The 17,102-nt window shown below is 41.0% G+C and carries 14 protein-coding genes and 1 other RNA gene; 7 read left to right on the forward strand and 8 right to left on the reverse strand.

What is annotated here, in order from left to right:
• Positions 1–444: transposase (locus tag ACQKCG_RS01265; RefSeq protein ID WP_427584963.1), on the forward strand; the 444-nt coding region annotated here is incomplete at its 5' end.
• A gap of 569 nt (positions 445–1,013) precedes the next feature.
• Here ACQKCG_RS01265 and ACQKCG_RS01270 read toward each other — a convergent pair.
• The 3 genes from ACQKCG_RS01270 to ACQKCG_RS01280 form a co-directional block, all read right to left on the reverse strand.
• The gene (locus ACQKCG_RS01270; protein ID WP_427584964.1) at positions 1,014–2,642 is read right to left on the reverse strand and encodes a long-chain-fatty-acid--CoA ligase; all 1,629 of its coding nucleotides are present in this window, start codon (positions 2,640–2,642) and stop codon (positions 1,014–1,016) included.
• A 292-nt stretch (positions 2,643–2,934) separates the two neighbouring features.
• Positions 2,935–3,293, reverse strand: a transfer-messenger RNA (tmRNA) gene (gene ssrA / locus ACQKCG_RS01275).
• Positions 3,294–3,378: 85 nt separating this feature from the next.
• A complete protein-coding gene (locus ACQKCG_RS01280; protein ID WP_102093536.1) occupies positions 3,379–4,050 on the reverse strand; it encodes an alpha/beta hydrolase in 672 nt (223 codons plus the stop codon).
• A gap of 430 nt (positions 4,051–4,480) precedes the next feature.
• Between ACQKCG_RS01280 and ACQKCG_RS01285 the strand changes: the two genes are divergently transcribed.
• The 4 genes from ACQKCG_RS01285 (at position 4,481) to ACQKCG_RS01300 (ending at position 9,002) form a co-directional block, all read left to right on the forward strand.
• Positions 4,481–5,845 carry a glycerophosphodiester phosphodiesterase family protein gene (locus ACQKCG_RS01285; protein ID WP_102093535.1) on the forward strand — a complete coding sequence of 455 codons (1,365 nt, stop codon included), beginning with the start codon at positions 4,481–4,483 and terminating at the stop codon, positions 5,843–5,845.
• A 232-nt stretch (positions 5,846–6,077) separates the two neighbouring features.
• A complete protein-coding gene (locus ACQKCG_RS01290; protein ID WP_102093533.1) occupies positions 6,078–6,857 on the forward strand; it encodes a response regulator in 780 nt (259 codons plus the stop codon).
• 16 nt (positions 6,858–6,873) lie between these two features.
• Positions 6,874–8,676 carry a two-component system sensor histidine kinase CreC gene (creC, locus tag ACQKCG_RS01295; RefSeq protein WP_102093532.1) on the forward strand — a complete coding sequence of 601 codons (1,803 nt, stop codon included), beginning with the start codon at positions 6,874–6,876 and terminating at the stop codon, positions 8,674–8,676.
• Positions 8,677–8,801: 125 nt separating this feature from the next.
• A complete protein-coding gene (locus tag ACQKCG_RS01300; protein ID WP_102093530.1) occupies positions 8,802–9,002 on the forward strand; it encodes a hypothetical protein in 201 nt (66 codons plus the stop codon).
• 65 nt (positions 9,003–9,067) lie between these two features.
• On the opposite strand, the gene ACQKCG_RS01305 is transcribed toward ACQKCG_RS01300, so the two are convergent.
• Entirely contained in the window at positions 9,068–10,372 is a 1,305-nt protein-coding gene (locus ACQKCG_RS01305) for an AAA family ATPase (RefSeq protein WP_185156611.1), read from the reverse strand.
• Between the two features lie 60 nt (positions 10,373–10,432).
• Here ACQKCG_RS01305 and ACQKCG_RS01310 point away from each other — a divergent pair, with 60 nt between their 5' ends.
• Positions 10,433–11,089: an IS1595 family transposase gene (locus ACQKCG_RS01310; protein WP_045455674.1), complete on the forward strand. Its 657-nt coding sequence runs from the start codon at positions 10,433–10,435 to the stop codon at positions 11,087–11,089.
• A 3-nt stretch (positions 11,090–11,092) separates the two neighbouring features.
• On the opposite strand, the gene ACQKCG_RS01315 is transcribed toward ACQKCG_RS01310, so the two are convergent.
• The 3 genes from ACQKCG_RS01315 to prmB form a co-directional block, all read right to left on the reverse strand.
• Positions 11,093–12,379, reverse strand: coding sequence for a hypothetical protein (locus ACQKCG_RS01315; RefSeq protein WP_371546744.1), 1,287 nt, complete (start codon positions 12,377–12,379; stop codon positions 11,093–11,095).
• Between the two features lie 50 nt (positions 12,380–12,429).
• Entirely contained in the window at positions 12,430–13,533 is a 1,104-nt protein-coding gene (gene aroC / locus ACQKCG_RS01320) for a chorismate synthase (protein ID WP_102094253.1), read from the reverse strand.
• Positions 13,534–13,677: 144 nt separating this feature from the next.
• Entirely contained in the window at positions 13,678–14,850 is a 1,173-nt protein-coding gene (prmB, locus tag ACQKCG_RS01325; protein WP_101206117.1) for a 50S ribosomal protein L3 N(5)-glutamine methyltransferase, read from the reverse strand.
• A 340-nt stretch (positions 14,851–15,190) separates the two neighbouring features.
• Here prmB and ACQKCG_RS01330 point away from each other — a divergent pair, with 340 nt between their 5' ends.
• Positions 15,191–16,594 (forward strand): L,D-transpeptidase family protein, encoded by a 1,404-nt coding sequence (locus ACQKCG_RS01330; protein ID WP_185156643.1) that lies wholly within the window; start codon positions 15,191–15,193, stop codon positions 16,592–16,594.
• A gap of 144 nt (positions 16,595–16,738) precedes the next feature.
• Here the strand turns inward: ACQKCG_RS01330 and ACQKCG_RS01335 are convergent, their stop codons facing one another.
• The gene (locus ACQKCG_RS01335; protein ID WP_102094255.1) at positions 16,739–16,951 is read right to left on the reverse strand and encodes a hypothetical protein; all 213 of its coding nucleotides are present in this window, start codon (positions 16,949–16,951) and stop codon (positions 16,739–16,741) included.
• Positions 16,952–17,102: the final 151 nt, after the last annotated feature.

A 17,102-nucleotide genomic window follows, 5' to 3' on the forward strand; every position in this document is an offset into this window, starting at 1 on the left:
ATGGTGCGCTATTCGATGAAGTTCGTACCTTGGACGGACAAGAAGGCCGTAGCAGCTGATTTAAAGGCCATCTACGGTGCTGATACGCTTGAGATAGCAGAGGCCAACCTTGAGCACTTTGATGAAGTATGGGGCAAGGAATATCCGCATGTCATCAAGTCTTGGCGTAATAACTGGGAGGGCCTAACAGTGTTCTTTGAGTACCCGAAAGACATCAGAAAAGTGATTTATACCACCAATGCGATAGAGTCGCTAAACAGTGTGATTCGAACGGCGGTGAATAAGCGTAAGGTGTTCCCGTCTGATCAGGCGGCATTCAAGGTGGTGTACTTAGCCACCCAGCAGGCATCCAAAAAGTGGTCAATGCCGATCCGTAACTGGACGTCTGCTCTTAATCGCTTTATGATTATGTTTGATGATCGTATTAGTAAGCATTTAATCTAAATGGCAGTTACACAGAATCTGGGATGGTCTCGTAGATAAGGACGATGCTTCAGGTTAACCTCACACTTGTTGTAAGTCTAGCAACGGCTTCTGCCTTTCCAGATTACGTTTATAGCTTCTGTTATACTAAAAACTAGTCAAGCGATAATATTTAGTTACTATTAAATTATAAAACTGAAAAACAAATCTAAAGTATACTCACAAGTGTACTAAAATATATATTTAAATATTTATCTATATACATCAAACACTTAACAACAATTAACCGTTCCGGCTCCGGGTACCATTACATAGTCCTATACTATCTTATAGAACAGCTAAAGCCCCTGATATCAGGGGCTTTGTTGTATCTGGCGTTCTATACTGTCCTGCTCTATCTATCCCAATCCATGCATCTGATGTACATTAACCTCCCAGTGCACATTTAAAATACTGATTATGAAAAGTGATATAGATGACGAGCATCTCAAACGCTCTATTCACCTATACCACTATTCTTAAAAAGCCTATCTAGATTACACACTGGGTTTGGCAAGTAGCATTATTAATTTACGCTTTTGATAACCAAATCAGCTATCCAACAATACGTTGCCATAGTCATCACGCAAATCCTTTTTGACCATTTTCCCAGCACCATTTAGCACGATATTATCTACAAAGATGACTTTATCGGGTATTTGCCAGCTGGCGATTTTACCTTCGTAAAAGTTCAGTACTTGCGACTCATCAATTTCTGAATCTGGCTCCTTCACCACAATCAGTACTGGACGTTCGCTCCATTTTTTATGCTTTGCAGCAATAGCGGCCGCCATTCTTATCTGCGGATGGGCGACTGCGATGTTTTCTAGCTCTACTGACGATATCCACTCCCCACCAGATTTAATCAAATCTTTTGAGCGATCCCGAATATTCATATAGCCATCGGCATCAATGGTTGCAATATCGCCTGTGTCGAACCAACCATCTTCAGTTATCGCGTCAGGATTTTCTGTGTAATAATCGTTGATGATCCAATGCCCTTTGATCTGTAAACGACCTTGAGACATACCATCTTCTTCAACTCGCTGTAGCGGCTCGTCAGTATCTATGAGACGTAGCTGAACGCCGTAGGGTGGACGACCTTGAGAGTTACGCAACTCATTAATCTCATCTTTACTCAGCGATTTATGCTTGGCTTTTATTTGATTCATCGTTCCAAGTGGGCTGGTTTCTGTCATGCCCCAACCATGCACCGCATCGCAGTTAAAGTCTTCTCTGAACGTTTTGATTACTGATGGTGGGCATGCGGCTCCTCCGACGATAGTACGCGTCATGCTATCAAGCTTACTACCTCTGGCTTTGGCAGCGGTTAATAGGCTTTGCCAGATTGTTGGAACCCCTAGAGCAACCGTAACATGACAATCATCAATGAAAGATACTAGGCTGTCACCATCGAGATTTGGACCAGGAAATATGAGAGAGCAACCAGTCAGGGCAGCTGCATAAGGTGTGCCCCACGCATTGACATGGAACATCGGTACTACGGGTAACAAAACGTCTTGTGCAGAGAGCGCGGAGACATCAGGCATGCACAATGCCATCGCATGCAGCACAGAAGAGCGATGCGTATATAAAATCCCTTTAGGATTACCGGTAGTTCCTGATGTGTAGCATAAAGAGCTGGCGGTCGCTTCATCGAATTGAGGCCAGTCAAAGTCAGTAGAGTTTTCTGCTAATAGCTCATCAAAGAACAGTACATTAGGCAGTTTTTCTACGATACTATCATCTCGATCACTTAGACAAATGAAGTATTCAACACCTTTGATATGCTCTTTGATTGCCATAATTAGCGGTAGGAAAGTAGTATCAAAAAATAGCACACGATCATCAGCGTCATTGATAATGTAGCTCAGCTGCTCGGGGAACAAACGTGGATTGATAGTATGGCAAACCATGCCACTACCTGAAATCGCATACCAAGCTTCTAAATGACGACGATTATTCCAAGCCAAAGTTGCTATGCGTTCTGATGATTTAAGTCTCAGTGTAGCCAACGCATTGGCCAATCGTTTTGAGTTATCTGAGACAGTACGCCAATTGGTATGAGTCATCTGTCCATCGACTTCTTTGGACAAAACCGCCGTATCACCATGATAACGGGCAGCGTGTTCGATTAGACCACTGATCAGCAATGGCTGATACATCATTTTTCCTAACATAATACATTCCCTGTAGTTATTTGAAAGTCCGCTTATTCTTGCTACTGCATTGCCTGATGCGAAGAATAGGCCTCAACTAAGAATAATCAGAATTATTCTTTAAGACAAGTTAATATTATGTTCTCCATAGGCGACGAAAAACTGTGATTCAACTTCAAAGACTTGATGATTACTCTATATAAATAGTTTTTACTTTCTCATCAAAAGTTTATTGGTATCATTGTTTCTTTAATTAACCATAAAATTTAGACAAAAAAAATCCGACCACCTAAGTGATCGGATTTTTAATGTTTGGTGGAGATGGCGGGAGTTGAACCCGCGTCCGCCAGCATTACGCTCATGAATCTACATGTTTAGTTTCTGTCTTTAAATTTAATCCGCACCGATCCGACAGTCAGGATGGATTGGACGATTCTCTACTTTTGAACCCAAGCAATTGAGACAATCACTTGTGGCGAGCCTACATGCGGACGCTTCAACTTAGTTAACCAACTGTAGGTGATCAGCAACTAAGTAAGCAGGGTTTAAGCTGCTAGAGCGTAAGTTTCGTCGTTTGCGACTATAACAATATATGTTTGATTAACGAGAGGACATACACTCTCGACATGCATCATTGAGTTTCATCACCAGCGTCGAAGCCAGAACATCCCCAATAAGACTGGCTATTATATAGGAGATATCGGTTAGGTTTCAACCTATAAGTAGCCTGCATTACATTACGTTACAGCTTAATGGGCTATGCTAAAACAGTGTTTAGCCATCTGCCGATATTTTGAATCTGCGGCATACAGACTTGATGTGCCATCGGATAAGTATGGTATTCAACGTTGTAGCCTTTGCTCGTCAATAACTGCTGCGCCTGCTCGCCTAGCATCACAGGTACGACTGGATCATGCGTACCATGCTCAATCAAAATCGGTAGGTCTCTATTGGCAGCACTATACTCAATATTGTCATTGGTTGCTAAGTAGGTAGAGAGCGTCATCAGACCCGCTAAGCGCTCTGGATGACTGAGCGCCACATGATAAGCAACCGCCCCGCCCTGCGAAAACCCAGCGATAACGATATGTTCAGGTTTGACGCCGCGTTCAATCTCGCGGGCAATCAAATCGCGAATCTGCTGCGAGGATGTCTCAATTTGTGTCACATCAACTTTGCGCTCAAGACTCATCTCCAAGATATCATACCAAGCCGGCATCACCATCCCACCATTGACCGTGACAGGACGCTTGGGCGCATGCGGAAAGATAAAACGTACTGCCATATCATTAGCCAAGCCAAGCTGCGGTACAACTGGCTCAAAATCATGACCGCTAGCACCTAAGCCATGTAGCCAAATCACTGCGCGATCTATCTTTTTTTGAGAGGGATTGTGCTCAACGACGACGGCGTCTAAATAGTTACTCATAGTTATCCTTAATAATGTAGTGAGATATGCCTTAAGCATTTTTGTATTTTTTGCCGAAATAATGTGTGTGTCATTATATGGTCAATATCATCTGTTAGTTTGAGAGTATGGTCAATAGTGAGGTACTAAACGGACAATAGCAAAAATGTGAACAGTATAAGAAGACACGTATGATTTTACGACCGATAAGCTCAATACCATCAGGCTCAAGTACTGTCAGCTGTCTATTCTTTAGTACATGTGCCTACAATTGTATCCGCATTAATGCTAAGTTCTTACAAGGCTAAGCTCTTACAAAACTAAGCTTTTACAAGAATGCACGACACTTAGCTTCTTTTGGCAAGTAGCAACCAATAGTCAAACGTTAATTTTTCAATTCCTATCCATACGTCCGATGGGATTTTTTTATAATTTTGCAGGAACATTTTACATGACAATTTCTAATAAATCAGCGCTTGAGCTGAGTAAGCACACGCTGGCTAAGGTTAATAAGATTAATATCGCCTTACCTTTAACGCTGATCAGCTCATTATTGATAGTAGGCTGCACTACCGATAGCCGATCAACGCTCACATCAAAAGCCCCTTTATCGACAGTGCAATCACAGCCACAATCGTCTTCACCTGTCGCATATACCTATGGAGTGCGTCCGTTTTATTTGATAAATGATATGGATGAGGGACCACTAAAAGAAGAGCTACAGGCATGCAGAGGGCAACTGCCAAGTAAGACAGATTTCTCTATTGCGCATCGAGGTGCGCCATTACAGCTGCCTGAACATACTTATGATAGCTACGTGGCGTCAGCACAAATGGGTGCTGGCATCTTGGAATGTGATGTCGCTTTTACCAATGACGGTGAGCTTGTCTGTCGTCATGCCCAGAACGATTTGCACACCACTACTAATATATTAGCCACGCCGCTGGCCAAGCAATGTACCGTACCGCCCATCTTAGATGCTAAAGGCAAACTTACCAATGCCGATAATATCGAATGTCGCACCTCAGATATCAGTGCCGCTCAGTTCAAGACCTTGACGGGTAAGATGGATGCTGCCAATAAAAAAGCAACCAGCCTTAGTGAATATATGAACGCAACTGCGCCTTGGCGAACGGATTTGTATTCACAAAATGGTCAGGTAATGACATTAAAAGAGCATATCGCATTGGCTCGCAAGCTAGGTATGAAACACACGCCTGAGCTAAAAGCGCCTGCAGTGACCATGCCGTTTAACGGCTATCATTTAGATGATTACCGCCAACAGCTGATAGATACTTATAAGGCAGCAGATGTGCCTGCAAGCGATGTATTTGCCCAGTCATTTAATATAGAAGATCTGGATTACTGGATCAAAAACGAGCCAGCTTATGGGGCTAATGCCGTTTATCTGATTGATGACAGCAATGAGACCGCTGACGATAAAACATTTAATAAAAATGACGCAACCACTTGGAAGCACTCATTGGCTAATATCAAAGCACGCGGCATTAACACCATTGCTCCAGCACTTTGGTCGTTAGTCACTACTGATGGTAAGGGAAATATGCAACCATCAGAATACGCAAAACAAGCCAAAGCCAATGGTCTAAAAATCATTACCTGGTCGATAGAGCGTTCAGGACCACTAACCGATGGTGGCGATTGGTACTATAGCGGTCTTGGTGATGATATCAACAATGATGGTGATATGATGAATTATATTGACGTACTAGCGCAAGACGTCGGTGTCCAAGGCATTTTTTCAGATTGGCCCGCTACAGTGAGCTACTATGCCAACTGCAAAGGTCTTAAATAGGTTTTCGCTTAGTCTATTAATAAACAACCATGCTTAATCTTCGTTATCAAGACCAGCTTATTTATTGAGCTGGCCTTTTTGTTGAATGTATTAAAATAATTACATCGCACACTATCTACTGAGCACCTTACTTTTCCATTAACTTTTCACACCATTTGACTCGTGGCAGCAAGAGCAGTCTGCTGTTTTGTGCTACGATAATTTATTAAGCTTATAAGACGATGTAGATACTATGACCCATATTTTACTGGTAGAAGATGATCCTGCGATCGCGATGTCACTCAAGGTCACCTGCAAGCGCGAAGGTTGGCAAATAACTTGGTTGGATAATGCCAGTAGTGTGTTACCCATGCTGCATAGTTATGAAGCACAAGATCTGTCGGCGATCATTATGGATGTCGGTCTGCCAGATGGTGACGGCTTGAGCCTATGTCAGCAAATACGTCACACACCTGATATCGACGCCTTAAAAGATTTGCCTATCGTGTTTTTGACCGCGCGTAGCGATGAGGTCGATCGGATTTTGGGATTGGAGATGGGCGGCGATGATTATTGTGCCAAACCCTTTAGTCCACGTGAGTTGGTCGCGCGTTTAAAAGCCATTTGGCGCCGTGAACAGCTAATTCAACAGTCAGGCTCTCATATCATAAACTCAGATAACAGTACGGATAATACTTCCTCGAATAATCTATCAGGACAAGCATTAACGTTTGAGAACCAATCTGGCGTTTGGCATTATCAACCGCTTAACTATTCATTAACGTGGCAAGAGCAAAAGCTTGAGCTTAGCAATACAGAACGCAAAATTTTGCTAACGTTATTGCAAGCACCGCATCAAGTATTTAGCCGTGAGCAATTGCTTAGCGCAGTAAGCGACTATCCCGACCACCGCTTGGCACGCACGATAGACAGCCATATCAAATCAATTCGTAAACAGCTCGCTATGGTAGATGCTAATGTCGATGTCATCCATACGCATCGTGGACTGGGTTACGCATTATGTCCCGCTTAACAGTGGCTGCTAGTTTATGAATAATAAAACTAATCCTGCTGAGAATGCTATTCATAACGACCAAAGCAATTGGTATGCCAAACTGCACCCTATTGGTACTGCTCAGCAAGCTCCTAAACGCAAACGGCTGCTCAATTTAAGTATATTTTTTAGGATTTGGCTAGCCGTTGCGTTGGTGCTCGTCATATGCGGTGTGGTTGTGTTTACTCAGTTGTTTGGCTACGTCAAGCCAACCGCGCAGCAAGTCATCGAAGACACGCTCCTAGACACTAGCAAACTGTTAGCAGCCAGTCTCCAAGTGCCATTATCTACAGGACAATTATATGATGAGGAATATCAAGCGCAACTTGATGCTGCATTTGTGGGCATGCCAGCGATGGATGAAATACTCAGTCCTGTCGATCAAACCAAAAGCTACAGTAGCTTTCGCGTGTATGTGACAGACAGTAGCGGCATAGTCATTTACGACTCGCTACCCAAACCTGACAATAATGAAGGGCAAAATTATGGGCGCTGGAATGATGTCTATCTCACATTAAGAGGTCAATACGGTGCAAGAAGTACGCTGCGGGATGGCCAGCAGCGTGATGGTTCGGTCATGTATGTCGCACAGCCAATAAAGAATATGTCTGGCGATATTATCGGCGTGGTCAGCGTCGGTAAGCCTGTCGCTAGCGTATTGCCTTATTTAGATGACACACGTAACCGCATGCTTATCACCGCACTACTTATCAGTATCGCCGCCCTTATACTGGCGGGTCTCATCGCATGGTGGCTCAAGCAAAGTATTACCTTGGTGACTCAATATACCAGTGCATTGGCAGAAGACACCAAAAAGCCCTATTTTTATCTGGGTCATGAATTAAATAGCCTGACAGATACCATCGAGACCATGAAGCATCGACTCGAAAATAGAGCTTATGTCACTGATTATGTCCATACTTTGACCCATGAGCTAAAAAGCCCTTTGACCGCCATTCGCGCCAGTAGTGAGCTGTTAGAAGATGATGGATTAGATGGTCATATGCTTGATAAGGATGATCGGCAGATGCTCATTGAGACGGTTGGTGAGCAAAGCGTAAAAATGCAACAGCTCATCGACCGCCTATTGTTGCTTGCGAAGGTTGAACAGCCTACCTTCAAGCTCAACCGACAACTGACTCCCCTATTACCACTTTTGCAAAGTCTGATCAAAGATAATACAGCCAAGCAGCAACAGCAGAATCTATACCCTATCGATATATACATCGATGATCAGCACATGACAAACACTACAAACTTGCCAGCAGAGTTGTTGGCCTCTACCAGTGTGTTTGCTGACCAATTTTGGCTGATACAAGTCCTACAAAATGTGCTGGATAATGCCATTCATTTTGCTGATAGCACTGTTAACATCTCTTTGCATAGCACAGCGCGAACGGTAATCATTGATATATTTAATGATGGAAAGCTGTTGCCTGATTATGCTATTGAAAAAGCTTTTGAACGTTATTTTAGCCTATCTCATCAAAGCCAACCCTCATCTCAAACAACGAATCATACAGACAGCAATGATCTAAATACAGAGGCGGCAGATCCAACGACTAAGCCAAGGCAGACTGACTATAGTAGTAATACGCTTAAAAAAGGCACGGGCCTTGGTCTAACACTAGTGAAGCAAGTAATTGAACATCATGGTGGTCAGGTAGCCCTCAATAATGTCCGTACTAATGATGATAAAGCTGACACTAATAAAGCTAGAACTGATAATACTGATACTGGTAAAAACCAGCGTTCTGGTGTGATGGTTAGTATCACCCTACCACTAGCTTTAGAATAAGAATTTTATAAGGATTCATCAACTTTCCATCATGACTACACAGGATTTCTACTTTATTGTTTTACGATAGCACTAAGATCTGTTGAACCGTCAAATTTGTAAAGTAAATGAGGATTAGACAACCTATGTCACATCAATTGACCGATAACCCTATTATCAAGAATCTAATCGGCTTTAGCCGTCATCACTGTACACAGACATTAACGAGCCAAGGCGTCGATAGTATTGAGTTTGGTCATTGGCTAGCAATTCCTAGTCAGCGGTTATTATTGGTATTTCGACATCAGCAATGTGTAGCTATTGATAGTTATCAAGTAGCTGCTTAGTGATTACAGTCATCTAAAATCGGAATAAGTTTTATTAACTTCAAAATATTAAGATTCATCAAAAATCAACCCACACTGGCCTCTCTAAATGCTTTAAGTTTAGCTTTGAAGCTATTTTTCCACAAACTAAATTCTCTAATATCATCTTCTATGTCAGTTTTACTAGGTAACCTAGGTATAGTTGATATCCCTCCATCATGTTCAGTAATAGAATATTTACCGAACAAACCTAATATGAAATTAATATCAGTTTCCTCAGTAACGACATAGCTTGATAAGTAGCCTCTTTTCAAATTGATATTCTTTGAAAAGCGTTCATATGTACGGTTTGATAGTACTTCTTCGACAGACCTTTCTAATAGCATTCTGAACCTTTTCCTAGCAGAGTCTAATTTAACTTCTCGCTCATGAGCATTTGTGATTGAAAGTGAGTCATGCTCTCTGATTATTCTTTGGATTGAGTCAACTCTTTCCTGAAGATTCTTAGCTAAATATGGAATTTCATCTGTTACAATACCTGTTACTCCATTATATTTATCAATTCCTATTATCTCACAATCATTTGAGGTCTCAGTTTTATGAATATCCATAAGCAATCTCATAAAAGATAGATCATGCGTCAGTACAATAATCTGTCTAGTTTGAGCTAAATTAACTAATTTGACTGCGATAAGCTCTCTATAATCCGTATCTAAAGAAGTAACAGGATCATCAAAGATAATACTATTTAATTTATTATCAATCGTACATTCTGCTAAGAAATTTGAGAGTGAAACAATACGTTGTTCGCCTTCACTTAGAATAGTACCCATATCGTCGCTAACTTCACTGAAGTTACATTTCATGAAAGCTTGACCTATAGTCGTTCTACTTTTAGAAATCTTTACTTTATTAGATAGTTCAGAATTAAAACAGTTTAAATGAGCGATGAACTCATCATGCTGTAGATTAATAGCTTCTTCGGTCATAATATCACCGATTTTTTTAGATATTATCGAGGTATTTAACTGTTTAATTAGATGGCTTAACCATTGTTTATACTTAAGTTCTTGATGATATTGGATGATAGTAGCTTTGTTATTAAATATAAATTCTTTTGCAGCAATATTGTGATATTCAATCCAGAAATTATTTCTATTTTGCTGTAACTGAGCTAGTTCGTGAATTTTTTTACTAATATCCTCTAATATAGGCTCGATATCTACTGGCATTACTGGAATAGGGAATATCAATCCTCCTCCATTTTCTAAATAAGTCAAAATTGAATTGATAGAAAAACGAACTTCTTGTTCAAATTTCTGAAATATTTCATTAAAGTTATTAACATAGTATTCTATTTCATCAATATTGCCATAAGCCGAAACAGACATATTTGAATAAAGCATTTTTTTAGGGGCTGTAGTAGATAAGCACTATGCTAGACTACTTTTATGAAGATAACCCGTTGTAAACTAAGTAAAAAAGCACAGCGAAGGCTGTTAGAGTTTTTTACGGCTGAAGTGACTGCTAGAACAGCCGCAGATTTGCTTGATATCCAGCCTAATACTGCTGCACTTTTTTATCATAAAATAAGACTTGTGATAGATTACCATCTCTCATTAGAAGCTGATGAGCTTTTTGATGGTGAGGTCGAATTAGATGAAAGTTACTTTGGCGGTGTACGCAAAGGCAAAAGAGGTCGCGGGGCAGCTGGTAAAACCGCTGTATTTGGTATTCTAAAACGAAACGGTAAGGTTTATACCATTGTCGTAGCAGACACCAAACAGACTACCCTAATGCCTGTTATTAAGCGTAAAATCAAGCCTGACAGCTTTGTTTATACGGATAGCTATCGAAGTTACAATGCATTAGATGTGAGTGAGTTTAAACATTTCAGAGTCAATCACTCTATAGAGTTCATTTGCGGTAAGAACAATCACATCAATGGCATTGAGAACTTCTGGAATCAGTCCAAACGAACACTCAGAAAGTATAATGGGATCAATAAGAAGAACTTCCATTTGTTTTTAAAAGAGTGCGAGTTTAGATTCAACTATGGCTCACCATCTAATCAGCTGAAAACCTTGAGAAAATGGTGTGATATTTAATCCTTATCTACTACAGCCCCTTTTTTTATTATCGTATATTCTATTTAATTCATTATGTTGACTTGATATGTCATTAAGAACAAATTGCTTAAACTGTAGCATTCTCCTCTTAGCTTCTTCATCAAGGTCTTGCTGACATAATACACATTTATCCAAGGATTCATTTGATGGAAAGGTTTGTCCATCAGACATATTAGAACTGTGAGCAAAATCCTGAGCTGAACTCCACAGAATCCTCCATGGGCTTGTACCAAAGCTTTGGAAAGTATTCAAATCATTCAGTTCATTCCTGGCTATTTCATAAGCCTGTTTAGTACTGTCAAAACTTTGCTTGAAATCTCGAATATTAACTATAGCTTGAGTACTGAAATAACTTTCAATTTCTGATACTTTTTGAAAGTAACTTTGTAAGTTGCTTTTGGTAATCCTCAAGTCCTGTATATCTCTGCTTGGGTTTGGGCTATCTAAAATACTTTCTAAAAAACTCTTTCTATCAATATCTCTTTGATTAAATTGGATAGAATCATTTAACTGCTTATTATCGATATTCTCGATCTGACTGTACCAGCTAGAGATTGGTACATTAACTGGTGAATCTGGTAAAGCGGGCTTGACTACATTATATTGTGAAATTTCCAATTTTAGCTTAGATTGTATTTGGTTAAAAACATCGATTAAGCTTTCTAGCAAATCTATACCAACAGGTTTATATTCAGCTGGGTTATCTTTATTTATGTAAACTTCACTACATTCACTATCGAATACGAATATAGACTTTAACAGAGAATGACTTTCATTACTTTGATTCCATATCCAATCAATATTTTGACCTTCAAAACCTATTTTTATCTCAACTTGCTGCTGTGTTTGATCGCTTCTAAAAATATTAGTTTTCAATTCTATATTTGGTGCTCTACTCCAGCATAACTTCTTAAAAATCCTTGAATAGCTTGATTTCCCAGAACCGTTATTACCGTAAATGACGGTTAGACCATCTTCTGAAAACTTTAAATCTGCTTCACTATGTAAAGCAGATATATTTTTAGGATTTTTCAAACCTAGTAATTTTGGATAGTCATTATTAGTTTGAATACTTGTCGGAATATGCGTTTGATCATAAAAAATAGGTTGAATATTGACTGTATCATCACCGTGTTCTTTCTTAACTAATAAAGTTAGCTCATTAATATCATCATTATCAATAGAAGCATTTAAAATTCTTCGAAGACTGTCTCTTAGATACAATGGCTTATTTTCAGACCATGCTAATATATAATGATAAACAGACATACTTAAGCCTTTTTAAGATAAGTGTACTTTCAACAGAATTCAATGAAACACTAAGTAATCGATTGTACTGGCGGCTTCACATCCGCGTTTTGACCACGGTGACGCAGATAATGATCAAGCACTACAATCGCTAACATCGCTTCGGCAATGGGCGTAGCACGCACACCAACGCAAGGATCATGACGACCCTTAGTAAGCATATCGACTGCTTCACCTTGAGTGTTAATGCTCTTGCCAGCGGTGGTAATACTAGACGTTGGTTTTAGCGCAATACTCACACGGATATCTTGACCTGATGAGATACCGCCCAAGACACCACCAGCATGATTGGCTGCAAACCCATCTGGGGTCAGCTCATCACGAGCGCTATGTCCGAATTGACCTGCCACCGCCATCCCATCACCAATCTCAACCCCTTTAACCGCATTGATACTCATCATCGCATGAGCGATATCAGCATCCAGACGATCAAATACTGGCTCGCCAAGTCCGACTGGTACACCGCTCGCAATGATATCAAGGCGCGCGCCACAGCTAGTGCCTTCACGGCGCAAGTTATCAATCAAGGTTTCAAAACGGCCAATCGCTTCTCTGTCTGCACAAAAGAACGGATTACTATTTACAAACTCCCAATCAATTTGGCTCGGATCTAGGACGTTACTATGCTCATTGCCGATTTGGGTAACGTGACCACGAATTTGTACGCCCAGACGTTCTTGCAAGTATTTCTTAGCGATAGCACCAGCTGCTACACGCATAGCCGTCTCACGCGCTGACGAACGACCGCCACCACGATAGTCACGGAAGCCATATTTCATACTATAAGTATAGTCAGCGTGTCCAGGACGGAAAGTATCTTTGATATCGCTATAGTCTTTAGATTTTTGATTGGTATTGCGAATCAATAGACCGATAGACGTACCTGTGGTTTTGCCTTCAAATACGCCAGAGATAATCTCAACTTCATCAGACTCACGGCGCTGGGTTGAATACTTAGACGTACCCGGTTTGCGACGATCCAAATCTACTTGCAGGTCTTCTGCAGATAATGCTAAACCTGGTGGTACGCCATCAACGATGGCCATCAGGCCTGCGCCATGTGACTCACCGCAAGTGGTGACCGTAAAAACCTGCCCAATACTATTGCCTGCCATAACTGTCCTTAAACAAGTAAACGCTACTGATGACTATGTGACCAATCACTCATGGTTATTGCTTATACTGCTTATAATGAGTAATTGTATTGTTATTTATAGTTTCGGCTCGTGCAGCCGATGTCTATCCGACCCAATATCTGTCTATTGAAGGCTATCTAATAGCTGAACATAAGAGGCAAACAATTGACGGTTTGAGACTAGCTCATCATAGGTAATCGCAAAGACACCATGACCGCCATGTGCAAACTTCAACCAATCAAACTGGATTTCAGGATAGGCTTGTTTTAGTGCCCATTCGCTGTCACCTACTTCACAGATCAGCAAACCATCTGGGCTAAGGTAATCTGGCGCTTCAAATAAGATACGATGTACCAAATCTAAGCCGTCTTGGCCAGCTGCTAGTGCATGCTCAGGCTCATACAAAAACTCAGGCGGTAAATCTGCCATGATAGCCGCATCGACGTACGGTGGATTGGTGACGATAAGCTCATACTGGTTTTCAGCAGGTATCTTGGCAAACAAATCAGACTCGATTACGTTTACTTGATGGCCAAGATCATGATGATCGACATTGACCATTGCCACTTCTAATGCGCCTTTATCGATATCAACAGCATCGACCAACGCATCAACGAAACGGGTAGCAAGCGCGATTGCGATACAACCAGAGCCAGTACACAAGTCCAAGATACGCTCAGGCTGCGACAATTGCTTCACATCCAAGCCATGGTCATAAAATACCGCTGACTTTTCGTTCGGACTGACACCCAGTGGTTTGGCCAATTCAGTAACTTCAAAGTACGGATGGAACTGCTGACGAATCAACTCTGCAATCGGTGAACGCGGGATAAGAACACGCTCATCGACATAAAAAGGCAGGTCGCAGAAGTATGACAAGTTAATTAAATAACTGAGTGGCTTACGTTCAGCGATACGCTCTTCTAATAGTCCTAGTACCAACTGTTTTTCAGACGTGGTCAGACGACAGTCTAAAATCTGCTCATTAGCAGACCAATCGAGAGACAAAGAGTGCAAGACAATGGCTGACGCTTCTGCAAACTCATCGGTCGTACCTTGTGCAACAACGACGTCGTAGTTACGCAGCTGCGTGACTGAAAAACGAATAAAGTCGCGAATACTGACAAGCTGCTCACGTGCTTCGTTTAGCTCTGCATGTAAGTTAGCAAATTCATCGTGCTCACCAAGAAGTCCAGTCTCTAAATCATACTCCATCTCACCGTCTAAGCCTTCAGACTCATCATTGAAGTATTGGTTTTGAAACTCTTCTGCACTCATTGTTTGGTCTTCTGACATATCGCACCTTGTGGATTAACTGCTAGCGGGTTAAATTGCTGTTTGCTAAAAATCGTTATATTAAATAAAATTCAGTCATACATTATAGACGTAAACCTCTAGTAGCGCCAATAACTGTCATTTTTACTTGCACAAAAAATAGTGCGAATAATGGACAGTTTGCGTAAGAATCGAGCACGACGCCATACACACCTTGGTTAAATTATTACCCAACTGTAGCGAATACGTCAGCAGTTGACGTTTGGCAAGTCTTAAATGCAAAAAGATGTGTCAAAAGTTTGCGATGCAATCAAATTATGCGCATAATAGCCGCATTAGTAGCAACCACAAGTGACTCAATATGATGAAAATAAAGCCAATTATTACTGCCATATCTATCGCAGCTGTAAGTGCTAGTGTAGCCGCACTTGCTGCACCTGCCGATAGTACTCGCACATTGCCAGTACGCACGGCTGACGCTATGCCAGGTCTTGCCAAAAAGGTTAGCCTTAATGTGCAAGAAAACCGTAGTCGCTCAGATGGCGCTGCTACTGTACAGTTAAATACAGAGAAAGCGAAACCAGTCGACAGCATGAACCAGCTTATCAATAATAAGCAAGAAGCCAACCAAAACGTGCCAGCCCCAGTTGCTGATAATATGAGTGCAGCAGAACTAACGCGTAAAGATGAGCAAGCTGACCGCAATGATGACATTAGTGAAGGTCAAGCCGTCGCTGCGCCTAGCGACCTATCATCTATCGACTCGTCTGATCCACTCGCTTTTGAGTTACCAGAGAACGAAAAGCGTCAAGACTTTAGCGACGATCCAACCATCAAAAACATCGAAGACAAAGATGGTAAGAAGCATACAACGCTGAACTTGTCGAACTATGCCAAGCAAGTGAATGGTGCTGTCTGGTCACCTAATATGAAAGTCAACTCAGCGATGACGATCAAAATGCAGGCATTGCTTGATTGGAACCATGCTTCTCCTGGTCCTATTGATGGCGGTTGGGGTATGAACAGCAAAAAAGCCCTTGTTAACTTCCAAACGATGAAAGGCTTGCCAGCGACTGGTAAAATGGACCAAAAAACTTGGGATGCCTTGGTTAAAAATATCCCTGCGAACAAACCTGTACTGGTCACTTATACGTTGACCGCAGACGATATCAATACCAATTTTGCGACTACCCCTTCTGGTTCGGAAGCGAAGTCAAAAATGAAAGGTCTTTATTATCAAGATATCAAAGAGATGCTAGGTGAACGTTTCCATATGGATGTACGTTACTTAGATAAACTTAACAAAAACAAAAAGTATGCTGTTGGCGAGACTATCACAGTACTAAATACTCGCGACAAGCTGAACCAACGTATTAATCGCGTAGTCGCCAACAAAGCCGATAAAACATTGTATGCCTATAATGGTGATAAGTTGGTTGCTACTTATCCGACGACCGTTGGTAGCGATGCCACACCGTCTCCAAAAGGCACGTTCAAAATCATCAATAAAGTGAAAATGCCTTGGTATAAATCAACCGTTGGTGAAGGCGCTCAAAAGAAAGTTCATATGATAGCACCAGGACCAAACAACCCAGTCGGTGTCGTTTGGATGGGATTATCTAAGCCTTCTTACGGTTTACATGGCTCACCAGTACCTGAAGGTATCAGTCGTCAAGGCTCAGCAGGTTGTGTTCGTTTGACCAACTGGGATGTGTTAGAAGTTTATGCCAATATCGAAAATGGCGCAGTTGTCGAACTTCAATAAATAGAACCTTATTGAATCTAGCTTCGATGCTAGTTAGCAGATATTTTTAATGATAAAAAAGACCTCAATATTGAGGTCTTTTTTTGTTTGCTGATAGGCGGTTCCACTTCACATCGATAACATTGCTTGTCCTTATGTTTGATTTTATGTTTTATAGCCTTCTTCATTGCCAGTAATACTGCCAATTTTTTTGGTAAAGAATAATCCTGCAGGTATCGAAGCTAGAACGCCCAATCCCACTGCTATTTGAATATGAAATATCTCATCGAACCCTGTAATGAGAGCACCAATCATAAAAAGTCCGATAGTCACAGTAGCTGCCATTGAGTAGATGACAGAAAATAACGGCCAGTTCATAAATTATTCCTTATCTTTATTGTGGATATAATATATTTAACCTTAATTCCACAAAAAAAGTAAGTATTTATCGTGAACCCTTGTAGCATCTATATTGAATGACTTTAGAATAAAAACCATGCTATTATTAAGGTTTTAGACTTAATCATAA

The sequence above is a fragment of the Psychrobacter sp. NPDC078929 genome (assembly GCF_050267985.1).
In the GTDB taxonomy this organism is placed as follows: domain Bacteria; phylum Pseudomonadota; class Gammaproteobacteria; order Pseudomonadales; family Moraxellaceae; genus Psychrobacter.